Below are 21,849 nucleotides of genomic sequence, written 5' to 3' on the forward strand. Positions count from 1 at the left end.
TGCGTCCTACCGCAGGGGCGCCGTGTCGAGCGTGAAGGAGAACGGGGCGGGCAGGTCGATCGGCTTGCCGAAGTCGGTCTTGGTGAGCGCCCTGTAGTCACCGTTCTGGGGTTCGGAGAAGAGGGTGACCTTGCCTTCACTGCGATCGATCAGCAGGTAGCAGGGGATGCCCGCCGCGGCGTAGCCCTTGCGCTTCGGCTCGCGGTCCTTGTACGGGCTGGTCGAGGTGATCTCGAACACGAGTAGGACTCCTTCCGCCGGAGCCCAGGAGTCCAGGTGGTCGAAGTGGTCCTCCGGAACCACCGTGCCGTCGGGGATGAAACGGCCTCCGGGGGTGACGAGGCCCTTGTTGCCCGCGATGTCCAGTTCGATCGAGGCGTTCCGGAAGAACTGCTTGGCGACCTTCGAGAACGCGCCCTCGTGCGGCCCGTCCGGTGGTGGCGTCACGACGATCTCCCCTTCGATGAGCTCGGCCTTGAACCCGGGCGGCGTGTCCAGCTCCAGAAATGCCTGGAGAAGACCGTCCTGGCCCAGCGGCTGCTCGACAGCTGGCATGGCGACCATGGCCCTTCTCCCTCCTGTGGGTCCGTGCCGAGCCACAAGGTAGGCGTACGGACCGACACCGGCGGGGGATCGAAGTGGGTGTCACTCGAAAGTGTGCCGCAGGCCCGGCTCCCGCGGGGCGGTGGCGCGGGCTAGCGTCGGCGGTAGCCGACTGCTGAAGGAGTTCTCCCCATGCGTCATGCACACCCTGTGGAAACCGTCCGGGCCGCCGAGGCCGCGCTGATGGCCCGGTTGCCGGAGGGCACGCTGATGCAACGGGCGGCCGCCGGCCTGGCGGCGACCTGTGCCCGGCTGCTGACGCGGCGTCGGGGGCGGGTCTACGGCAGTCGGGTGACGGTGCTGGCGGGCAGCGGGGACAACGGGGGTGACGCCCTGTACGCCGGGGCGGCGCTGGCCCGGCGCGGGGCGCGGGTGACGGCGGTGCTGCTCACGCCGGAGAAGGCGCACCCGGGCGGACTGGCCGCGCTCCGGGCGGCGGGCGGACGGGTGACCGCGGAGCAGGAAGTCGGCCTGGCCGAGTTCTCGCGTGCGGACCTGGTGCTGGACGGGATCGTCGGCATCGGCGGCCGGGGTGGGCTGCGCCCCGGGGCCGCGCCGTACGCCCGGGCCGGGCGGAGCGGAATCGTGGTGGCGGTGGACCTGCCCAGCGGGGTGGACGCCGACACCGGCGAGGTGGCCGGCGAGGCGCTGCGCGCGGACGTCACGGTCTGCTTCGGCACGTACAAGCCCGGGCTGCTGATCGACCCGGGGGCCGAGTACACGGGTGCCGTGCAGCTGGTGGACATCGGGCTGGAGCTGCCCGAGCCGGAGGTGACGGCCCTGCAGCACGCGGACGCGGCGGCGCTGCTGCCGCTGCCGGGTGCGGAGAGCGACAAGTACCGGCGCGGCGTGGTCGGGGTGGCGGCCGGCTCGGCGCGGTACCCGGGGGCGGCGCTGCTGGCGGTGGCCGGGGCACTGCGCGGCGGCGCGGGCGCCGTCCGGTACGTCGGCACGGCGGCCGAGGAGGTGGTGCGGCGCTTCCCGGAGACGCTGGTCACCGAGGGCGGCCCGGCCGGGGCCGGGCGGGTGCAGGCCTGGGTGGTCGGGCCGGGCGGCGGCGAGGGGGCGCGTCAGGCGCTGACCGAGGCGCTGGCGAGCGACGTCCCGGTGCTGGTGGACGCGGACGGGCTGACCGAACTGGGCCGGCTCGGCCCGGACGCGCTGGCCGGCCGGACCGCGCCCACCCTGCTCACCCCCCACACCGGCGAGGCCGCCCGGCTGCTGGCGGGCGCCGAGGGCGGCGCGCCGCCCGCCGCCGAGGACCTGGCCGCCGCCCGGCTGGCCACCGCCCGCCGCCTGGCGGCCGCCTACCGGGCCACCGTGCTGCTGAAGGGCTCCACCACCGTGGTCGCCGACCCGGGCGGGGCCGTCCGGGTGAACCCCACCGGCACCTCCTGGCTCGCCACCGCGGGCAGCGGCGACGTGCTGGCCGGCCTGGCCGGCTCCCTGCTGGCCACCGGTCTGTCGCCGCTGGACGCCGCCTCGCTCGGGGCCTACCTCCACGGCCTGGCCGCCCGGGAGGCGGCCGGCGACCCGGGCGCGCCGGTGACGGCCCTCGCGGTGGCCGGGGCCCTGCCGACGGCCTGGCGGGCGGTGCGGGGGGCGTAGAGGTGGACCGGCCGCCCCTGGAAGGCCTGGACGGGCCGGCAACGGGGTCGCGCCGCCCGTAGCCGGCGCCGGGCCCCACGCTGCGGCCGGAGGGCCTGTGAGGGTTGACGGCAGGCGGCTGCGGGCGGGCGTCGGCACCGGGTGCCCGTGGCTCGCGCCGGGGCCGCGATCCCGGGCCCGCGCGGGTGGCACCGCGGCGGTTCCGGCCCCGGCGACCGGCCCCGGGGCGGAACCGGAACGCGGTTCGCCGCGTCCGTACCTGGGCGGAGGGGCCGTTTGCCGCAGGTCGGCGGGCTGGGGGACGGCGCGGTGCCGATCACCGCGCCGACGGGCCGTTCGGCGAGGACTCCGGGACGTCTGGGAGACTGACCCTGATGACAACTGCGAACACGACCGGCACAGCCACCCTCACCGACGGCGTACGGGCCGAGGCGACCATCGATCTGGCCGCCCTGCGCGGCAACCTCGCCGCCCTGCAGGAGCGCGTCGGGAGCACGGCGGTGATGCTCGCGGTCAAGGCGGACGCCTATGGCCACGGCGCGGTCGAGTGCGCCCGCGAGGCGGTCGCGAACGGGGTCGGCTGGCTCGGCTGCGCGACGCCCGACGAGGCCCTGGCGCTGCGGGCCGCGGGCATCCGCCCCGAGCAGGCCCGGATCCTGTGCTGGCTGTGGACGCCCGGCGGGCCGTGGCGCGAGGCGCTGCGCGCGGACCTGGACATCTCGGTCAGCGGCCGGTGGGCGCTGGAGGAGCTGCTGACGGCCGTTCGGGAGACCGGTATCCCGGCACGGGTGCACCTGAAGGCCGACACCGGCCTCGGCCGCAACGGCTGCCAGCCGCACGACTGGCCGCAGCTGGTGGCCGAGGTGCGGCGGGCCGAGGCCGCGGGGCTGCTGAAGGCCGTCGGCATCTGGTCGCACTTCGCCGCCGCCGACGAGCCCGGCCACCCGTCGATCCAGGCCCAGCTGGACTCCTACCGCGCCGCGCTGGCGCACGCCGAGCTCGCCGGGCTGCGCCCCGAGGTCCGGCACCTCGCGAACTCCCCGGCCACCCTGCTGCTGCCCGAGACGCACTTCGACCTGGTCCGCACCGGGCTGGCCGCGTACGGGCTGTCGCCGGTGCCGGAGGTGGGTTCGCCGGCCGACTTCGGGCTGCGTCCGGTGATGGCGCTGACGGCCCGGCTGGCGCTGGTCAAGCACGTGCCGGGCGGGCACGGGGTCAGCTACGGCCACCACTACGTGACGCCCGGCCCGACCACGCTGGGCCTGGTCCCGGTCGGCTACGGCGACGGCGTCCCGCGGCACGCCAGCGGCACCGGCCCGGTGCAGATCGACGGCAAGTGGCGCACGGTGGCCGGCCGGGTGGCGATGGACCAGTTCGTGGTGGACCTGGGCGGGGACACCCCCGAGGCCGGCGACGAGGTGCTGCTGTTCGGCAACGGCGAGCGCGGTGAGCCGACCGCCGAGGACTGGGCCCGCGCCAGCGGGTCCATCTCGTACGAGATCATCACCCGGATCGGTGCCCGGGTGCCCCGCCGCTACCTGGGCGGCAGCCACGACGGGAGCCGCAGGGCATGACCGGGGCACCGGACGGGACCAACCCGGTGGCGGCGGTGGCCAAGGCGGCCGGCGCGGCCACCACCGGGGTGAGCCGGGCCGGTCTGATCGGTATATCGGTCGGTGTGCTGGCGGCCGGGGCGGCCGCGGGCGTGGCCGTGGAGCGGCTGACGGTCGGCCGGGCGATGCGCCGCCGGGCCCGGGCCGAACTGGAGGCGTCCGCCCCGTACGGTTCGCTGCGCGGGCGCCCGCTGACGGTGGTCGCGCCGGACGGCACCGAGCTGTACGTCGAGCTGGACGGGACGGGCTGGGACGAGCCGGACTCCGCTCCCGGCACCCCCGAGCCGCTGACCGTGGTGTTCAGCCACGGCTACTGCCTCAACCAGGACAGCTGGCACTTCCAGCGGGCGGCGCTGCGCGAGGGCCTGCGGCTGGTCTTCTGGGACCAGCGCAGCCACGGCCGCTCCGAGCGCTCCCGCTCGTTCCTGGCGGGCGAGCCGGCCGGGATCGACCAGCTGGGCGGCGACCTCAAGGCGGTGATCGACGCCGTCGCGCCGACCGGGCCGCTGGTGCTGGTGGGCCACTCGATGGGCGGCATGACGGTGATGGCGCTGGCCGACCAGCACCCGGAGCTGTTCCGGGAGCGCGTCGCCGGGGTCGCGCTGGCCGGCACCCTGGCGGGGAACTGGAACGAGGTGAGCCTCGGACTGCCGACGGTCGGGGCCAAGCTGTTCAAGCGGGTCGCGCCCGGGGTGGTGAAGCTGCTGGGCCGTCAGGTCGAGCTGGTGGAGGCGAGCCGGCGGATCGGTTCGGACTTCGCCGCCGTGTTCTACCGGAGGTTCTCCTTCGGGGGGCGGGACGTCGATCCCGGCGTGGTGAGCTTCGCCGAACAGCTGCTGGACGCCACCCCGATCGACGTGGTCGCCGAGTTCTTCCCGGTGTTCGGCGCACACGAGAAGTACGAGGCGCTGGCCGCCCTGCGCGGTCTGCCGGCCCTGGTGCTGGCTGGGACGAAGGACCTGCTGACGCCGTCGGCGCACAGCGAGGCGATGGCCGAGCGGCTGCCGGGCGCCGAGCTCGTGCTGGTCGAGGGCGCCGGGCACCTGGTGCTGCTGGAACGCCCGGAGCTGGTCGACCGCGAGCTGGCGCTGCTGCTGCGCCGGGCCGCCGACTTCGCCGGCGCCGCGCCGCTGCCGCCCTCCGTCCTCGCGCTCGCACTCGCCGAGGAGCCGCGCGCGGACGGCTCCGGGGACACGGCGGCCCAGGATCCGGCCGTCGACTCCGTCTGAGCCACCCCGCCCGCCGCGGCGGGGTGCGCCGGTGTGGCACGGTAGCGGTGGCGGCCGGTGGTCGGCGCGCCGTTACGGACGACCGAAGGGCAAGACACGCGCATGGGCTCGCACGCCACTCTCACCGTCCCCACTCCGGAGCGGATGGGCCGGCTCGGCCGGGAGCTGGCCGCGCTGCTGCGGCCGGGTGACCTGGTGCTGCTCTCCGGCGAGCTGGGGGCGGGGAAGACCACGCTGACCCGGGGCCTGGGGGAGGGACTGCAGGTCCGCGGGGCGGTGACCTCGCCGACCTTCGTGATCGCCCGGGTGCACCCCTCGCTGGTCGGCGGCCCGGCGCTGGTGCACGTGGACGCGTACCGGCTGGGCGGGGACCTGGACGAGATGGAGGACCTCGACCTGGACGTCTCGCTGCCGGAGTCGGTGATCGTGGTCGAGTGGGGCGAGGGCAAGGTCGAGCGGCTGTCCGAGGACCGGCTGGAGGTGCGGATCGAGCGGGCGATCGGCGAAACCGCCGGGGAGGACCACGATCCGCGCCGGGTGGTGCTGACCGGCCTCGGGGAGCGCTGGGCGGGCGTGGAACTGGCGGAGCTCGCCTGATGCGTGCCGGGCGCCGGTCGATCGGGTTCCACCGTTTTGCCGACAGGCTGTCGGCAAGGTGTTGCGGGCGGGGTGCCGGGCGTGGTGGGATGGGTGCTGCGGTTAGGTCTGCCTAACTAGGGAGGCGCCATGTCGAGCACCACCCCCGCCCCGGAGCGTGCCGCGCGCACCGCCGGGGACGGAGAGTCCGCCCACCGCGCTCCGGGCGAGCCGATGCGGGCGCTGCTGGCCGCCTGCGCGGCCGCCGAGGCGGTGTCCACCCCGCCCGGACCGCGGCCCCGGCAGGCCGGGGAGCCCGAGGCGGAGACGCCCCGGGCCGCGTAGTCCGTCCCTCGCGTGCCGCCCGTGGTACGGGCGGGCGGCTCAGGCGACCACGACCACCTTGGTGCCGTTCGACGCGAAGTCCCAGAGCAGCTGACCGTCGGCGCGGCTGCTGCGGATGCCGCCGGTCTTGGCCTTCGGGTCGGCCGTCGGCGTCGTGTCGTCCAGCGCCGCTCCGAAGCCGAACACCACGCCGGCCTGCTGGGCGAAGCGCACCACGTGCTCGATCTTCCGGCCGTCCGTGCCGGTGCCGGCCGCGGTGCGGCTGTACACCGAGTAGCTGCCCGGGGCGGGCTCGACCGAGCCCGGGGTGACCGGGAAGGCGGCCGCGACCTGCGGGTTCTTCTTCGGGTCGACCAGCCAGACGAAGTGGTTGCCGGCCGAGTAGACCACCCGGGTGCCGCTGCCCGAGGAGGCCGGCAGCGGCGGGACGGTCGGGGTGGCGGAGGCGCTCGGCGTCGCGGAGGCGGCCGGGCCGGTGGACGTCGAGGCGACGGTCGGACGGGCCGCGCCCGCGCGGTCCTGGGCGCCGTTGGCCTGGAAGGCCAGCAGGCTCACCACCGCCAGGGCCCCCAGGGTCAGCCCCGTGACCACCACTCCAGGACCCATCTTCGCCACGTGCCCGCTCCCGCCGCCGTTCGCCGTTCGTACCGCCCTAATCGTGCCAGGTCCCCCCGGCCGCTCGGCAGCGCCCTTGCACGTGTGTTCCGGATGGGGACACCAGCTCGATCAGTCGGTCGGCCCAACGTCGGTCTAACCTTGACCCCGTGCTGCTGCTCGCGTTCGACACCGCTACCCCCGCCGTCACCGCCGCCGTCCACGACGGCACGGCGGTCCTCGCCGAGACCCACCAGGTCGACGCCAGGCGCCACGGCGAACTCCTGCTGCCCGCGATCGACCAGGTCCTGCGGGCCGCCGGGGTGGACAAGCACCGGCTCACCGGGATCGCGGTCGGCGTCGGCCCCGGCCCGTACACCGGCCTGCGGGTCGGCCTGGTGACCGCCGCCGCGCTCGGCCACGCGCTCGGCGTGCCGGTGCACGGCGTCTGCACCCTGGACGCGATCGCCTTCCAGGCCCGCGCCGAGGGCCTGGCCGGGCAGCCGTTCACCGTCGCCACCGACGCGCGCCGCAAGGAGGTCTACTGGGCCTCGTACGACGCCGACGGCAGCCGCACCGACGGCCCGGGCGTGGACCGCCCGGCCGAGCTGACGCCCGCGGCCCGCTCCGTCGGCGCCGGAGCGCTGCTCTACCCCGACGCCTTCCCGGGCGCGCACGGCCCCGAGCACGTCTCGGCCGGCGCCCTGGCGGGCTTCGCCGCCGCCGAGCTGTCCGCCGGGCGCGAACTGCTGCCGAACGTGCCGCTGTACCTGCGCCGCCCGGACGCCCAGGTCCCGGCGGGCTACAAGGCGGTGCTCCCGGCGTGAACCACGGCACCACCCTGCGCCCGATGCGCTGGTGGGACATCGAGCCGGTGATGGACCTGGAGCTCAGACTGTTCCCCGAGGACGCCTGGTCCCACGGGATGTTCTGGTCCGAGCTCGCCGACGCCCACCCGGGCGGCACCCGCCACTACTCGGTCGCCACCGCCGCGGACGGCACGATCGTCGGCTACGCCGGTCTGATGACCGTCGCCGGCGAGGGCGACGTGCAGACCATCGCCGTCGACGAGCGCCACCAGGGCGCCGGCCTCGGCACGGCGCTGCTCACCGACCTGATCCACGAGGCCGCCCGGCGAGGCTGCGCCGACCTGCTGCTGGAGGTGCGGGTGGACAACCAGCGCGCCCAGCGGCTGTACGAGCGCCACGGCTTCGAACCGGTGGGCATCCGGCGCGGCTACTACCAGCCCGCCAACATCGACGCGCTGGTGATGCGCCTCGACCACCCCAGCACCGACAGCACCGACCCGAAGGACATTGAGGACACCCGCCATGGCTGACGAACCGCTCGTCCTCGGCATCGAGACCTCCTGCGACGAGACCGGCGTCGGCATCGTGCGCGGCACCACGCTGCTGGCCGACGCGGTCGCCTCCAGCGTCAACGACCACGCCCGCTTCGGCGGCGTCGTCCCGGAGATCGCCAGCCGCGCCCACCTGGAGGCGATGGTCCCGACCATCCAGCGCGCCCTGGACACCGCCGGGGTCAAGGCCGGTGACCTGGACGGCATCGCCGTCACCGCCGGCCCCGGCCTGGCCGGAGCGCTGCTGGTCGGCGTCAGCGCGGCGAAGGCGTACGCCTGGGCGCTGGACAAGCCGCTGTACGGGGTCAACCACCTCGCCTCGCACATCTGCGTCGACCAGCTGGAGCACGGCCGGCTGCCCTCGCCGACGATGGCCCTGCTGGTCTCCGGCGGGCACTCCTCGCTGCTGCTCAGCGAGGACATCACCACGGACGTCCGCCCGCTCGGCGCGACCATCGACGACGCGGCCGGCGAGGCCTTCGACAAGGTCGCCCGGGTGCTCGGCCTGGGCTTCCCGGGCGGCCCGATCGTCGACCGGACGGCCCGCGAGGGCGACCCCGAGGCGATCAGCTTCCCGCGCGGCCTGAGCGGGAGGAACGACCCCGCGTACGACTTCTCCTTCTCCGGGCTGAAGACCGCCGTCGCCCGCTGGGTGGAGGCCAAGCGCCGGGCCGGCGAGGAGGTGCCGATCGCCGACGTCGCGGCCTCCTTCCAGGAGGCGGTCACCGATGTGCTCACCCGCAAGGCCGTCAAGGCCTGCCGGGACAACGGCGTCGACCACCTGATGATCGGCGGCGGCGTCGCGGCCAACTCCCGACTGCGCGAGATGGCCCAGCAGCGCTGCGACCGGGCCGGCATCCGGCTGCGGGTGCCCCGGCCGGGCCTGTGCACCGACAACGGCGCGATGGTGGCGGCGCTGGGCTCCGAGATGGTGTGGCGGGGCCGCACCCCCTCCGCCTTCGACCTGTCGGCGGACTCCTCGCTGCCCGTCACCGACGTCCACGTGCCCCACACGGATTTCCACGGCCAGGCCTACGACGCCCTCGGCGGCGGCGCGTGACCGTCGCCGCGATGTGGGAGGCCCGGGCGGCGGACGGCCGGGCGGCCGAACTCGCCGCCTGGGTAAGGGAGTCCGCGCTGCCCGGACTGCGCGGCGCGGCCGGGCTGGTCCGGACCGAGCTGTTCTCCGCGCCCGGCGAGCGGGTGCTGCTGATCACCTGGTGGGACGGCGAACCCACGGCCGTCGCCGACCCGCCGGCCGCGCTGCTCGGCCGTCCGGTGCACCGCTGGTCCTTCACCAGCGAGCACGTCGAGTAGACCGTCGTCGGGAACCGCCGTGGCGGCCGCTACCGTGCATAGCTGAGAGAAAGCTGGACGGGACCGGGAGCGCGGTGCGGTGAACAGGGACGGGCGGAGCAGGACCAGGGCGTACGCGGCGGGGGCGCTGGCGCTGCTGGCCTTCGCCACCGCGTGCGGAGACAACGGGGGCGGCACCGCCGCACCGGCCGGGACGAAGGCCGCGTCGGCGGCGCCCCAGCCGTCCGGCGGTGACGGCACGCCGGCCGCCGCGGCCACCGCGCCGGGCGCGGCCCCGGCCGAGGGCGACGCCGCGGCCTGGGCGAAGTGGAACCTCAAGCCGCTCACCCCGGCCCCCGCGCCGCCCGCCGACAAGCCCATCAAGCTCGAACGCAGCGGCACCGTACCGGTGTTCAGCGACGTGAAGACCACCGACAAGGTCGTCTTCATCACCATCGACGACGGCGCCGAGAAGGACCCGAAGTTCGTCGAGATGCTGACCGACCTCAAGGTGCCGATCACGATGTTCCTGACCAAGGACATCGTCAAGAACGACTACGGCTACTTCAAGCCGCTCCAGGCACTGGGCAACCACATCCAGAACCACACCGTCACCCACCCGGTGATGAGCAAGCTCTCGCCGGAGAAGCAGAAGTCCGAGGTCTGCGAGGACCAGGCCGCCCTGACCCAGCAGTACGGCACCGCCCCGCTGCTGTTCCGCCCGCCGTTCGGAGACGGCGCCAACACCCCGACGCTCAACAACTCGGTGCAGCAGTGCGGCCCGCGCGCGATCGTGCTCTGGCGCGAATCGATGCAGATCCACGACATGCAGTACCAGGCGGGGGACAAGAAGCTGAAGCCCGGCGACATCATCCTGGCGCACTTCCGCGGCCCCAAGGAGCTCAAGGGCGCCACGATGACCCAGATGTTCGCGGACCTGCTCGCCCGGATCCAGGAGCAGGGCTTCTCGGTGGCCCGGCTGGACGACTACATCCAGCCGCCGGCCTCCTGAGGCGTCCGCGCCGGCTGTCCCAGCATCATCAGCGGCCCGTTGTCGGTGCGGCTGAGGATCACCGTGACGGTGTTCGGCCCGGAGGGCTTGAGCTGACGGCGCAGCTCCTCCGGGGTGATCGCCATCCCGCGCTTCTTGATCACCACCGTGCCGACCCCGCGCTCGCGCAGCAGCGCCTTCAGCTTCTTGACGTTGTACGGCAGCACGTCGGTGAGCTCGAAGGCGTGTGCGTACGGGGTGGCGACCAGTCGGTCGGAGGTCAGGTAGGCGATCTTCGGGTCGATCAGGCGGCCGCCGACCTGCTCGGCCACCTCGGCCACCAGGTGCGCCCGGATCACCGCGCCGTCCGGCTCGTACAGGTACTGTCCGACCGGGCCGGCCGGCGGGTCGGGCAGGTCGCCGCCGGTCAGGCTGGCGGCCTGCGGCAGCAGGGTGGCGCGGTGCGGGCGGTCCGCCCCCGTGCCGAACCAGAGCACCGCCTCCTTGACGTCCCCGTGGTCGGAGACCCACTCGGCCTCGGCGTCCGCCGGGACGGCCTCGTGCGGGATGCCCGGAGCGACCTTCAGTGCGCCGATCGGGGTCCGCCGCCCGGCCTCGATCGCCCAGGAGAGCGGCGGCGCGTACGCCTCCGGGTCGAACACCCGGCCGCGCGAGGTGCGCCGGGCCGGGTCGGTGAACACCGCGTCGTAGCCGGTCACGTCCACCTCGGCGACGTCCGCGCAGACCACCTCGACCAGCTCGGCCAGGCCCAGTGCGGCGGCGTTGGCCGCGGTGGCGGCGCAGGCCGCCGGATCCTTGTCGACGGCCAGCACCTCGATCCCGGCCCGGGCCAGCGCCAGCACGTCCCCGCCGATGCCGCAGCACAGGTCCGCCAGCCGCCGTACGCCCAGCCCGGCGAAGCGGTGCGCCCGCCACTCGGCCACGCTGCGCCGGGTGGACTGTTCGACCCCGTTGGGCGTGAAGTACATCAGGTCGGCGTCCGCCCCGAACTTCGCCCGCGCCCGCTGCCGCAGCCGCGCCTGGCCGAACGCCGCCGACACCAGCTCCGCCGGGTGCTCCCGCCGCAGCCGGGTGGCCAGCGCCAGCTCCTCCTCGGGTGCGAACTCGCGCAGCTCGGCGAGCAGGGCCTGACCACGGGGGGTCAGCAGGGGCTGGAGGTTCTCGGTGTCCACACGGTCATTCTGACCGGTCGGACGAGGGGGAGGCGGTCGGTCACCGCGACGGGACGCCCGAGGAGAGGACCGCTGGGACGAACGGGAGCACGACGCCGAGCAGGAGCGGCGCGGGCAGGGCGAGGGAAACGTCCTTGAGCCGGGACGGGCCGACGCGCGTCGGAATCGATGCCGTGTCAGGAGTCCGGCCGGGGGCCCGGACTCGCACACGAGTGCGACCACCCATCGGCCACCCGAGTCCGCCGGGCGCGCCGTTGGCACTCTGGTTGACTGAGTGCTAACCGCGGCCTATGGTCGTCCTTGGCACTCCCCAGTGGGGGAGTGCTAACGCGAAGACGTGTGTCTGACCCCCGCGACGGCAGGCTCGCAGGTTCGCCCCTACCCGTTAGAAAACCCCGTAATCTCCGAAGGGGAGCTCGGACGTGACCACCAGCAGCAAGGTTGCCATCAAGCCGCTCGAGGACCGCATCGTGGTCCAGCCGCTCGACGCCGAGACCACCACGGCCTCCGGCCTGGTTATCCCGGACACCGCCAAGGAGAAGCCCCAGGAGGGCGTCGTCCTGGCCGTCGGCCCGGGCCGCTTCGAGGACGGCCAGCGTCTGCCGCTCGACGTCGCCGTCGGTGACATCGTCCTGTACTCGAAGTACGGCGGCACCGAGGTGAAGTACCAGGGCGAGGAGTACCTCGTCCTCTCGGCCCGTGACGTTCTCGCCATCATCGAGAAGTAACAGCACCGAGAAGTAAGTCGTTCCGACCCGCCCCGGATCCGTGTCCCAAGTGACAGGGGCCGGGGCGTGGTTGTTGGTTCACGTAGTTCGGCGGCCGGTGGGCCGGCCGCAGCCCCGAGGGAATAGGGAACATGGCGAAGATCCTGCAGTTCGACGAGGACGCCCGCCGCTCGCTGGAGCGCGGTGTCAACAAGCTGGCCGACACCGTCAAGGTGACCATCGGCCCCAAGGGCCGCAACGTCGTCATCGACAAGAAGTTCGGCGCCCCGACCATCACCAACGACGGTGTCACCATCGCCCGTGAGGTCGAGCTGGACGACCCGTACGAGAACCTTGGCGCGCAGCTCGTCAAGGAGGTCGCCACCAAGACCAACGACGTCGCGGGTGACGGCACCACCACCGCCACCGTGCTGGCCCAGGCCCTGGTCAACGAGGGTCTGCGCAACGTCGCCGCCGGTGCCGGCCCGGCCGCCCTGAAGAAGGGCATCGACAAGGCCGTCGCCGCCGTCTCCGAGCACCTGCTGTCCGTCGCCCGCGAGATCGAGGGCAAGGACGACGTCGCCGCCGTCGCGTCCCTCTCCGCGCAGGACGCCCAGGTCGGCGAGCTGATCGCCGAGGCGATCGACAAGGTCGGCAAGGACGGTGTCATCACCGTCGAGGAGTCGAACACCTTCGGCGTGGAGCTGGACTTCACCGAGGGCATGCAGTTCGACAAGGGCTACCTGTCGCCGTACTTCGTCACCGACGCGGAGCGTCAGGAGGCGGTCCTGGAGGACCCGTACATCCTGATCAACCAGGGCAAGATCTCCTCCATCCAGGAGCTCCTGCCGCTGCTGGAGAAGATCCTGCAGAGCGGTGCCTCGAAGCCGCTGCTGATCATCGCCGAGGACGTCGACGGCGAGGCGCTGTCGACCCTGGTCGTGAACAAGATCCGCGGCACCTTCAACGCCGTCGCCGTCAAGGCCCCGGGCTTCGGCGACCGCCGCAAGGCGATCCTCGGCGACCTGGCCGTCCTGACCGGCGGCACGGTCATCTCCGAGGAGGTCGGCCTCAAGCTCGACCAGGCCGGTCTGGACGTGCTGGGCACCGCCCGCCGCGTGACCATCACCAAGGACGACACCACCATCGTCGACGGTGCCGGTGACTCCGAGGCCGTGGCCGGCCGCGTCGCCCAGATCAAGGGCGAGATCGCCGCGACCGACTCCGACTGGGACCGCGAGAAGCTGCAGGAGCGCCTGGCCAAGCTGGCCGGCGGCGTCTGCGTCATCAAGGTCGGCGCCGCCACCGAGGTGGAGCTGAAGGAGCGCAAGCACCGTCTGGAGGACGCCATCTCGGCGACCCGCGCCGCGGTCGAGGAGGGCATCGTCGCCGGTGGTGGCGCCTCCCTGGTCCACGCCGCCAAGGTGCTGAACGACGGCCTGGGCCTGTCGGGTGACGAGGCCACCGGTGTCGCCGTGGTCCGCAAGGCGCTGCACGAGCCGCTGCGCTGGATCGCCCAGAACGCCGGCCTGGAGGGCTACGTCATCACCTCCAAGGTCTCCGAGCTGGAGACCGGCCAGGGCTACAACGCCGCCACCGGCGAGTACGGCGACCTGGTGAAGGCCGGCGTCATCGACCCGGTCAAGGTCACCCGTTCCGCCCTGGAGAACGCCGCCTCGATCGCCTCCCTGCTCCTCACCACCGAGACCCTCGTGGTGGAGAAGAAGGAGGAGGAGGCCGAGGCCGGTCACTCGCACGGCGGCCACGGCCACTCGCACTGACGCCGTACGCCTGACCGGAGGCCCGGTCCGCTCCTCCCGAGGGGCGGACCGGGCCTCCGGTTGTTCCTGCCGGACCCGCTTGAGGGTTCAACTATCAGTAGAATTTTGCAGAATGCAAAGATTGCCTTATAACTGAGGCATGATCGAGGCCCGCCATCTGCGCGTCCTGCGTGCCGTCGCCCGCACCGGCTCCTTCTCCGCCGCCGCCCGCGAGCTGGGGTGCACCCAGCCTGCCATCAGCCAGCAGATGAAGGCCCTGGAGAAGTCCGTGGACACCCCGTTGGTGGTCCGCTCGGGCCGCGGGATGCAGCTCAGCGAGGCCGGGCGGGTCCTGCTCAAGCATGCCACCGGAATCCTGGCCGGGCTCTCCGCCGCCGAGGAGGAGGTCGCCGCGATAGCCGGGCTGCGGGCCGGGCGGGTGCGGCTGGTCTCCTTCCCGACCGCGAGTTCCACCCTGGTGCCGCCCGCGGTCGCCCGCCTGCGGGACAGCCATCCGGGGGTGCGCGTGTCGCTGGTCGAGGCCGAGCCGCCGGAGTCGCTGGCGATGCTGCGCGGCGGCGAGTGCGAGATCGCCCTGGCCTTCCGCTACCCGCAGTCCGACGGCGCCACCGCGTCGCCGGCCGCCGCGCACGGCTCGCCGCGGGAGGCGCGGGCCGAGGCGAACCTGGAGGCGCAGCAGCTGTCGGCCGGCACCGACTGGTCCGACCTGGTGGTCACCCCGCTGCTGGACGACCCGCTGGTGGGCCTGCTGCCCGCCGGTCACCCGCTGGCCGGGCGGGGCGGGCCGGTGGGGCTGGCCGAACTGGCGGGGGAGCAGTGGATCGCCGGCTGCCCCCAGTGCCGGGGGCACCTGGTGGAGCTGTGCGCGGGGGCGGGCTTCGAGCCCCGGATCGACTTCGCGACCGACGACTACCCGGCGGTGGTCGGCCTGGTGGCGGCCGGGCTCGGGGTGGCGGTGCTGCCCCGACTGGCCCTGCAGTCGGTGCGTCCTGACGGCGTGTCGACTGTGCCGGTGCGGACGGCCTCCGGGGTGCCGGCGGTGCGCCAGGTGGTGGCGCTGACCCTGCCGGACCTGGCCGAGGTCCCGGCCGTCGCGCTGATGCAGGAACGGCTGGCGGGCGCTGCGGCCCACCGCTGACGATCGGTGACGGCGGCCCCGCGCCCCCGAAAGGGGGTCTCGGCAGCCTGAGGCGCCGCGAAGAAACGTTTCTCCACGGCGCACCGCGGGTGCGGGTCTAGCGGTGCGCGACCGTCGGCGGGGCCAGCGGGACCTCCACCAGGCGGTGCCGCGAGCGGCCCAGCATCTCCTCGCGCTCGTCCTCCGTCATCCCGCCCCAGACCCCGTACGGCTCACGGACCGCCAGGGCGTGCGCGGCGCACTCCGCGATCACCGGACAGCGCATGCACACCTCCTTGGCGCTGGCCTCGCGCGAACTGCGTGCCGCCCCGCGCTCGCCCTCGGGGTGGAAGAAGAGCGAGCTGTCCACGCCGCGGCAGGCTGCCGAGAGCTGCCAGTCCCAGAGGTCCGCGTTGGGACCGGGGAGGCGGGAGAAATCTGCCATGGCTCATTCCCTTCAGAGGCGGTCGGCGACGGCCGGGCTTTTCGGCGGGCTGCTGCCGAACGGTGCCCGGCGGGGCGTCCCGCGCTGGTGTGGACACCTGGAAATATGACTTAAGGCAACTCCATGGACAAGTCACCCACACGCGGGCACAACAGTCAATGACCATAGGAAAGCTATAAAAACGGGCAAAGTGGGCAAGGGTTTTCGTTGGGCCCGGACGTGGCAATCGGGTGGCCGAGGGGCGCGCGACGGGCCGCACCGGTGTGCGGGTCGTACGCCGACCGCGCGCGAGCTGCGCAAAAGTGCGGCGTGTGCACCGCGATGCGGCTGATCGGTAACGGGTTGGCCACGTACAGTGGTGGAGATGCCCTGAAGGCCGTAACTCATTCGAGTGACGGTCGTTGGAAGTGCGGAGGCGGTTAGCGGGCGCCGGACGTCGGGAACGATCGCGGGCAAGTCGGGGCGATCAGTACGAAGTCCGTCGCCGATCGGCCGTGTCGGAGAGGTTCGTACCAGCCAGGAGGCTCAACGTGACGCGGATCAGCTGCGGAGGACGACGGTCATGACTTCCGTTCTCGTTTGCGACGATTCCCCGCTCGCCCGCGAGGCGCTTCGCCGCGCCGTCGCGACCGTACCCGGGGTGGACCGGGTCACCACCGCGACGAACGGGGAGGAGGTCCTCCGCCGCTGGGTGGCCGACCGCTCCGATCTCGTCCTGATGGACGTCCGGATGCCCGGTCTCGGCGGGGTCGAGACGGTCCGGCGGCTGCTGTCCGCCGACCCGGGCGCCCGGATCATCATGCTCACCGTCGCCGAGGACCTCGACGGCGTCGCGCTCGCGGTGGCCGCAGGTGCCCGCGGGTACCTGCACAAGGACGCCTCGCGCGCCGAACTGCGGGCCACCGTCACCCAGGCGCTCGCCGACCCGACGTGGCGGCTCGCCCCGCGCCGGCTGCGCAGCCCCGACATGGGCGCCGCACCCACCCTGACGGCGCGTGAGATCCAGGTGCTGGAGGGCATGAGCCACGGACGCAGCAACGCCGAGATCGGACGCGAGCTGTTCCTGTCCGAGGACACCGTGAAGACCCACGCCCGACGGCTGTTCAAGAAGCTCGGGGCCTCCGACCGCGCGCACGCGGTGGCGCTGGGTTTCCGCTGGGGCCTGGTCCGCTGACCACCGGCGGCGCCGTCGGCTGCGACGCGCCGCCGTCGAATTCCGGAGCGGGCGCCGCACAGGCGTGTGACGTTACGGTCCCGAGGTTGCACCATGGAGGAGTGGAGCACCTCGGGGACCAGCGGACAGGCGCTGCGGCGAACCACGCAGCCGCAGGACACTCGGCGGACGGCGCGGCGGACGGGACCACCTACGGCGGCGGGGCGGAAGGCGGCACGGTGCAGGAGGGGCCGGTGGTGCGCGGCACGACGCACGGCGCCGCAGCGCATAACGTTCCGGTGCACAACTCCGGACGCGGTGCCGCGTTTTCCCGGTCGACCAGGCACCATGGACCGATGCGCGACGATGTCGCCGGTGCGGCCGGCCAGGCGGACCCGGGGGAGGCCGAGCCCTCCGACCCGGGCCACGATCCGTCGTACGCGGACTCCGACGCCCCCGGCGCCGAAGCCGGTCCGGGCCGCCCGCCGGTGCTCGGCACGGGCGGCTCGCCCCTGGTCGGCGAACTGGTCGCGGCCGCCGTGCGCGGCGAGGGCCCGGCCATCGACGCGCTGCTCGCCTACGTCCACCCGCTCGCGCTGCGGTACTGCCGCGCCAAGCTGGTCCGGCTGCCCGGCGGTGCCCGGCACCACGTCGACGACGTGGCCCAGGAGGTCTGCGTCGCGGTGCTGTGCGCGCTGCCCCGGTACAAGGACCAGGGGCGGCCGTTCGAGGCCTTCGTCTACGGCATCGCCGCCCACAAGATCGCCGACCTGCAGCGGGCCGCGATGCGCGGGCCCGGTTCGACCGTGGTGCCGCAGGACGACCTGCCGGAGGTGCCGGACGAGGCGCTCGGCCCGGAGGAGCAGGCGCTGCTCAGCAGCGACGCGGCCTGGGCCAAGGAGCTGCTCTCCAACCTGCCGGCCCGTCAGCGCGAACTGGTGCTGCTGCGGGTGGCCGCCGGACTGTCGGCGGAGGAGACCGGCGAGGTGCTCGGGATGTCGCCGGGCGCCGTCCGGGTGGCCCAGCACCGGGCGCTCAGCCGGCTGCGGGCGCTCGCGGAGGAGTCCTCCTGAGCGGAGGCGCAGGCCAGGGGGCCTCCCGCCGGGTGGAATGAGGGGGCGGGGGCCCTTGTTGTCAAGGGCACACGAGGGCACGTTCACGGTGCCAGTACCATGGGGTATCGGCGCCTGGGCAGGTTGCCAAAGTTTCGCGGGTGCGCGCGGGGTTCCTTTGGAGGTTCCTCCAAGTCGCCCGGCTTTCGGCGGTCTGCGCGAGTGAGCGATCAACGCGCCCCTCCCTCTGGGCGCGAGCGGATTAGGCCGGCCACGGAAGGTACTCCCCAAATGTCTTACAACGCCGCAGGCGTACCCGAGAAGTTCGCCATGCTCGGGCTCACGTTCGATGACGTCCTGCTGCTGCCCGGGGCCTCCGAGGTGCTGCCGAACCAGGTCGACACCTCCTCCCGGGTCTCCCGGAACGTCCGCGTCAACATCCCGCTGCTGTCCGCGGCGATGGACAAGGTCACCGAGGCGCGGATGGCCATCGCGATGGCCCGTCAGGGCGGCGTCGGCGTGCTGCACCGCAACCTGTCGGTCGAGGACCAGGCCAACCAGGTCGACCTGGTGAAGCGCTCCGAGTCCGGCATGGTCACCGACCCGATCACGGTCGGCCCGGACACCACGCTGGCCGAGGCCGACGCGCTGTGCGCCAAGTTCCGCATCTCCGGCGTGCCGATCGCCGACGAGGCCGGCAAGCTGCTCGGCATCGTCACCAACCGCGACATGGCCTTCGAGTCGGACCGCAGCCGCCAGGTCCGCGAGATCATGACCCCGATGCCGCTGATCACCGGCAAGGTCGGCATCTCCGGCGAGGACGCGATGGCGCTGCTGCGCCGCCACAAGATCGAGAAGCTTCCGCTGGTCGACGACGAGGGCCGGATCAAGGGCCTGATCACCGTCAAGGACTTCGTCAAGGCCGAGCAGTACCCCAACGCCGCCAAGGACGCCGAGGGCCGTCTGCTGGTCGGCGCCGCCGTCGGCGCCAGCGCCGAGGCCTTCGACCGGGCCCAGGCCCTGGTCGAGGCGGGCGTGGACTTCCTGGTCGTCGACACCTCGCACGGTCACAGCCACAACGCGCTGGCCTGGATCGAGAAGATCAAGTCGGCCGTCCGGGTCGACGTGGTCGGCGGCAACGTCGCCACCCGGGACGGCGCCCAGGCACTGATCGACGCCGGCGTGGACGGCGTCAAGGTCGGCGTCGGTCCCGGCTCCATCTGCACCACCCGCGTCGTCGCCGGCATCGGCGTCCCGCAGATCACCGCCATCTACGAGGCCGCCCAGGCCTGCCAGGCGGCCGGCGTGCCGGTCATCGGCGACGGCGGCCTGCAGTACTCCGGCGACATCGGCAAGGCGCTCGCCGCCGGTGCCGACACCGTGATGCTGGGCTCGCTGCTGGCCGGCTGCGAGGAGTCCCCGGGCGAGCTGCTGTTCATCAACGGCAAGCAGTTCAAGTCCTACCGCGGCATGGGCTCGCTGGGCGCCATGCAGTCCCGCGGCCAGGGCCGCTCCTACTCCAAGGACCGCTACTTCCAGGCCGAGGTCGCCTCGGACGACAAGCTCGTCCCCGAGGGCATCGAGGGCCAGGTCCAGTACCGCGGCCCGCTGTCCGCCGTGCTGCACCAGCTGGTCGGCGGCCTGCGCCAGACCATGGGCTACGTCGGCGCCGGCACCATCGCCGAGATGGAGAGCAAGGGCCGCTTCGTCCGGATCACCGCGGCCGGCCTCAAGGAGAGCCACCCGCACGACATCCAGATGACCGTCGAGGCGCCGAACTACTCGGCCCGCTGAACGGCCCGAACCACTGAGGGGCCCGTCGCTGCGAAGGCAGTGGCGGGCCCCTCGGCCCGTCCGGGGCGTGGGCCGTCGGGGCGCCACCAGCGCTGGTACGGGATACTGGGGGCGGCCGGGGTGACCCGGCGGGCATGAGCAACAAACCAGAAGGGCTCGAAGTGACTGAGATCGAGATCGGGCGAGGCAAGCGCGGCCGCCGGGCGTACGCCTTCGACGACATCGCCGTCGTCCCCAGCCGCCGTACGCGTGACCCGAAGGAGGTCTCGATCGCCTGGCAGATCGACGCCTACCGCTTCGAGCTGCCGTTCCTGGCCGCCCCCATGGACAGCGTGGTCTCGCCGCAGCAGGCCATCGCCATCGGCCGCCTCGGCGGCCTCGGCGTGCTGAACCTCGAAGGCCTCTGGACCCGCTACGAGGACCCGCAGCCGCTGCTGGACGAGATCGTCTCGATGACCGACGCAGCCGCCGCGACCCGCCGCCTGCAGGAGATCTACGCCGCGCCGATCCGCGCCGAGCTCATCAAGCAGCGGATCCAGGAGGTCCGCGACTCCGGCGTCGTCACCGCCGCCGCGCTCTCGCCGCAGCGCACCGCCGAGTTCTCCAAGGCCGTCGTGGACGCCGGGGTCGACGTCTTCGTCATCCGCGGCACCACCGTTTCGGCCGAGCACGTCTCCAGCGCCGCCGAGCCGCTCAACCTCAAGCAGTTCATCTACGAACTGGACGTTCCGGTGATCGTCGGCGGCTGTGCCACGTACACCGCCGCGCTGCACCTGATGCGGACCGGCGCGGCCGGCGTGCTGGTCGGCTTCGGCGGTGGCGCCGCCCACACCACCCGCAACGTGCTGGGCATCCAGGTGCCGATGGCGACCGCGGTCGCCGACGTGGCGGCGGCGCGGCGCGACTACATGGACGAGTCCGGCGGGCGCTACGTGCACGTCATCGCGGACGGGGGCGTCGGGTACAGCGGCGACATCCCGAAGGCGGTTGCCTGCGGCGCCGACGCCGTGATGATCGGCGCTGCGCTGGCCCGTGCCACGGACGCCCCGGGCAAGGGGTTCCACTGGGGGATGGAGGCCGTCCACGAGGAGCTGCCGCGGGGCAAGCGGATGGACCTCGGGACCGTCGGCACCACCGAGGAGATCCTGACCGGGCCGTCGCACACGCCGGACGGGACCATGAACCTGTTCGGGGCGCTGCGGCGGGCGATGGCTACTACCGGGTACACGGAGCTGAAGGAGTTCCAGCGGGTCGAGGTGACGGTCAACCCGGCGCTGGATCACCGCTGAGGGGGTTGCTGAAGCAGGGACGGAGGCCTTCGCCGGATTGCCGGTGGGGGCCTTCGGGCTTTTCGGGGTGGGGGTGGGGTTGGGGTTGTCGTGCGGGGGTGGGCTCTCGGGAGGGTGGGTGGCGCCGGGGCGGTTCCGGGGGTGGCCGCTCCGGGGGGCTGGATGATTTTCCGACTGCCGACTCTGAGGGTGGGGTGCTGGGCGCCGTTGGCAGTCTGAAAATCACCCGCAACGCCCCCTTCCGCAGCCACCCCCTCCACCGCCCCTCCCGCAGCGCGTCCCTCTCGCCTGGTTCGGTGGGAGGGGGAGGGGTGGGTGCGGGCGTGCGGGGCGTTGCCCGCCCGCCCATGAGGGTGGGGTGGGGCGCGGGGGGGGCTCAGGGGTGGTCAGGTGCGGTTGGCGGTGCGGCGGGTGAGGAGGAAGCCGCCGGTGAGGGCGATGGCGTAGAAGGCGAGGTCGAGGGGGCGTAGGTCGGCGCGCCAGGAGCTGAGGGTGGCGTGGAGGAGGGTGCGGGGGGTGGCGGTGGCGGTGTGGACGAGGCGGAGGTGCTGGGTCAGTTGGCCGAGGAGGAGGGCGCCGGCCGAGAGGAGGGCGCCGAGGGGTGGGAGTAAGCGGTTGCGGCCGCCCAGCAGGCCGAGGGGGAGGGCGACCAGGCCGGCCTGGGCGATGGTCAGCCAGCCGAGGCTGTCGGCGGCGCGCAGGGGGGCGCAGCCGTAGGCGAGGCCGGCGAGGAGGGCGGCGAGCGGGGCGAGGAGGAGGGCGAGGGCGGTGCGGCGGCGGGGGGTGCGGCGGTGGGCGGTGGGGTCGTAGCCGGTGACCGGGGCCCCGGGCATACCGGGGGCGACGTAGCCCTCGGGGGTGTCCAGGACGGGTGCGACCGAGTAGTGCTGGGCGGTGCGCGGTCGGAGCGATGGGCCGTCAGCGCCCGGTGCGGGTGCGGTCATGGGCGTCGAGTCCCCCCGGAAAGACTATGAGCTGCCGAACGGTAGCAGCGGTGCGGGCAGATCTTGGCGAGTTTTCGATCACAGATCGGGCACAGAGCGTCGCACCCGTTCCGGTTCGTCCCGGCTTGGGCCGGGGGGCGGGTGGTAGCCGCCCCTCCG

Annotated in this window: 22 protein-coding genes; 17 read left to right on the top strand and 5 right to left on the bottom strand. The window is 73.5% G+C overall.

The window, feature by feature from the left end:
- Positions 1–6 precede the first annotated feature (6 nt).
- Entirely contained in the window at positions 7–564 is a 558-nt protein-coding gene (locus HS99_RS11920; RefSeq protein ID WP_030280822.1) for a Uma2 family endonuclease, read from the bottom strand.
- Between the two features lie 171 nt (positions 565–735).
- On the opposite strand from HS99_RS11920, the gene HS99_RS11925 reads away from it, so the two are divergent.
- The 5 genes from HS99_RS11925 to HS99_RS11945 all read left to right on the top strand — a co-directional run bounded on the left by HS99_RS11925 (position 736) and on the right by HS99_RS11945 (position 5,974).
- Positions 736–2,211 carry a bifunctional ADP-dependent NAD(P)H-hydrate dehydratase/NAD(P)H-hydrate epimerase gene (locus HS99_RS11925; protein WP_030280825.1) on the top strand — a complete coding sequence of 492 codons (1,476 nt, stop codon included), beginning with the start codon at positions 736–738 and terminating at the stop codon, positions 2,209–2,211.
- A gap of 374 nt (positions 2,212–2,585) precedes the next feature.
- Positions 2,586–3,785, top strand: coding sequence for an alanine racemase (gene alr, locus HS99_RS11930; RefSeq protein ID WP_030280827.1), 1,200 nt, complete (start codon positions 2,586–2,588; stop codon positions 3,783–3,785).
- The gene (locus tag HS99_RS11935; protein ID WP_046385838.1) at positions 3,782–5,053 is read left to right on the top strand and encodes an alpha/beta fold hydrolase; all 1,272 of its coding nucleotides are present in this window, start codon (positions 3,782–3,784) and stop codon (positions 5,051–5,053) included. The genes alr and HS99_RS11935 overlap by 4 nt, the downstream gene beginning before the upstream one ends.
- Positions 5,054–5,155: 102 nt before the next feature.
- Positions 5,156–5,650: a tRNA (adenosine(37)-N6)-threonylcarbamoyltransferase complex ATPase subunit type 1 TsaE gene (gene tsaE, locus HS99_RS11940; protein ID WP_030597235.1), complete on the top strand. Its 495-nt coding sequence runs from the start codon at positions 5,156–5,158 to the stop codon at positions 5,648–5,650.
- 129 nt (positions 5,651–5,779) lie between these two features.
- Positions 5,780–5,974 carry a hypothetical protein gene (locus tag HS99_RS11945; protein WP_030553941.1) on the top strand — a complete coding sequence of 65 codons (195 nt, stop codon included), beginning with the start codon at positions 5,780–5,782 and terminating at the stop codon, positions 5,972–5,974.
- A 39-nt stretch (positions 5,975–6,013) separates the two neighbouring features.
- On the opposite strand, the gene HS99_RS11950 is transcribed toward HS99_RS11945, so the two are convergent.
- Positions 6,014–6,580 (bottom strand): hypothetical protein, encoded by a 567-nt coding sequence (locus HS99_RS11950; RefSeq protein ID WP_030280835.1) that lies wholly within the window; start codon positions 6,578–6,580, stop codon positions 6,014–6,016.
- Between the two features lie 158 nt (positions 6,581–6,738).
- On the opposite strand from HS99_RS11950, the gene tsaB reads away from it, so the two are divergent.
- The 5 genes from tsaB (at position 6,739) to HS99_RS11975 (ending at position 10,236) form a co-directional block, all read left to right on the top strand.
- On the top strand, positions 6,739–7,395 hold the full coding sequence (gene tsaB, locus HS99_RS11955; RefSeq protein WP_030280837.1) for a tRNA (adenosine(37)-N6)-threonylcarbamoyltransferase complex dimerization subunit type 1 TsaB: 657 nt from the start codon (positions 6,739–6,741) through the stop codon (positions 7,393–7,395).
- Between the two features lie 23 nt (positions 7,396–7,418).
- A complete protein-coding gene (gene rimI / locus HS99_RS11960; RefSeq protein WP_030280839.1) occupies positions 7,419–7,907 on the top strand; it encodes a ribosomal protein S18-alanine N-acetyltransferase in 489 nt (162 codons plus the stop codon).
- Positions 7,900–8,988, top strand: coding sequence for a tRNA (adenosine(37)-N6)-threonylcarbamoyltransferase complex transferase subunit TsaD (gene tsaD / locus HS99_RS11965; RefSeq protein WP_030280841.1), 1,089 nt, complete (start codon positions 7,900–7,902; stop codon positions 8,986–8,988). The genes rimI and tsaD overlap by 8 nt, the downstream gene beginning before the upstream one ends.
- The gene (locus tag HS99_RS11970; protein ID WP_030280843.1) at positions 8,985–9,245 is read left to right on the top strand and encodes a hypothetical protein; all 261 of its coding nucleotides are present in this window, start codon (positions 8,985–8,987) and stop codon (positions 9,243–9,245) included. Before tsaD ends, HS99_RS11970 begins: the two co-directional genes overlap by 4 nt.
- A gap of 79 nt (positions 9,246–9,324) precedes the next feature.
- Positions 9,325–10,236 carry a polysaccharide deacetylase family protein gene (locus tag HS99_RS11975; RefSeq protein ID WP_030553937.1) on the top strand — a complete coding sequence of 304 codons (912 nt, stop codon included), beginning with the start codon at positions 9,325–9,327 and terminating at the stop codon, positions 10,234–10,236.
- Here HS99_RS11975 and HS99_RS11980 read toward each other — a convergent pair.
- On the bottom strand, positions 10,212–11,408 hold the full coding sequence (locus HS99_RS11980; protein WP_030553935.1) for a THUMP-like domain-containing protein: 1,197 nt from the start codon (positions 11,406–11,408) through the stop codon (positions 10,212–10,214). The genes HS99_RS11975 and HS99_RS11980 overlap by 25 nt on opposite strands.
- 422 nt (positions 11,409–11,830) lie before the next feature.
- Here HS99_RS11980 and groES point away from each other — a divergent pair, with 422 nt between their 5' ends.
- The 3 genes from groES (at position 11,831) to HS99_RS11995 (ending at position 15,034) form a co-directional block, all read left to right on the top strand.
- On the top strand, positions 11,831–12,136 hold the full coding sequence (gene groES, locus HS99_RS11985; RefSeq protein ID WP_014136232.1) for a co-chaperone GroES: 306 nt from the start codon (positions 11,831–11,833) through the stop codon (positions 12,134–12,136).
- A gap of 131 nt (positions 12,137–12,267) precedes the next feature.
- Positions 12,268–13,896 carry a chaperonin GroEL gene (gene groL / locus HS99_RS11990; protein WP_030280849.1) on the top strand — a complete coding sequence of 543 codons (1,629 nt, stop codon included), beginning with the start codon at positions 12,268–12,270 and terminating at the stop codon, positions 13,894–13,896.
- Between the two features lie 139 nt (positions 13,897–14,035).
- Positions 14,036–15,034, top strand: coding sequence for a LysR family transcriptional regulator (locus HS99_RS11995; RefSeq protein ID WP_030280851.1), 999 nt, complete (start codon positions 14,036–14,038; stop codon positions 15,032–15,034).
- 97 nt (positions 15,035–15,131) lie between these two features.
- Here the strand turns inward: HS99_RS11995 and HS99_RS12000 are convergent, their stop codons facing one another.
- A complete protein-coding gene (locus HS99_RS12000) occupies positions 15,132–15,458 on the bottom strand; it encodes a WhiB family transcriptional regulator (RefSeq protein ID WP_030280853.1) in 327 nt (108 codons plus the stop codon).
- Between the two features lie 562 nt (positions 15,459–16,020).
- Here HS99_RS12000 and HS99_RS12005 point away from each other — a divergent pair.
- From HS99_RS12005 to HS99_RS12020, 4 genes are all read left to right on the top strand, one after another.
- Positions 16,021–16,632: a response regulator transcription factor gene (locus tag HS99_RS12005; RefSeq protein WP_014136228.1), complete on the top strand. Its 612-nt coding sequence runs from the start codon at positions 16,021–16,023 to the stop codon at positions 16,630–16,632.
- 335 nt (positions 16,633–16,967) lie between these two features.
- Positions 16,968–17,684, top strand: a complete 717-nt coding sequence (gene shbA, locus HS99_RS12010; RefSeq protein WP_072655088.1) for an RNA polymerase sigma factor ShbA — start codon at positions 16,968–16,970, stop codon at positions 17,682–17,684.
- Positions 17,685–17,954: 270 nt separating this feature from the next.
- A complete protein-coding gene (gene guaB / locus HS99_RS12015; protein WP_030280857.1) occupies positions 17,955–19,457 on the top strand; it encodes an IMP dehydrogenase in 1,503 nt (500 codons plus the stop codon).
- 161 nt (positions 19,458–19,618) lie between these two features.
- Positions 19,619–20,746 (top strand): GuaB3 family IMP dehydrogenase-related protein, encoded by a 1,128-nt coding sequence (locus HS99_RS12020; RefSeq protein WP_030280859.1) that lies wholly within the window; start codon positions 19,619–19,621, stop codon positions 20,744–20,746.
- A gap of 386 nt (positions 20,747–21,132) precedes the next feature.
- On the opposite strand, the gene HS99_RS12025 is transcribed toward HS99_RS12020, so the two are convergent.
- Positions 21,133–21,690 carry a hypothetical protein gene (locus HS99_RS12025; protein WP_050366733.1) on the bottom strand — a complete coding sequence of 186 codons (558 nt, stop codon included), beginning with the start codon at positions 21,688–21,690 and terminating at the stop codon, positions 21,133–21,135.
- Positions 21,691–21,849: the final 159 nt, after the last annotated feature.

Origin of the sequence: Kitasatospora aureofaciens (assembly GCF_001188955.3) — a bacterium.
Lineage (GTDB): Bacteria > Actinomycetota > Actinomycetes > Streptomycetales > Streptomycetaceae > Kitasatospora > Kitasatospora aureofaciens.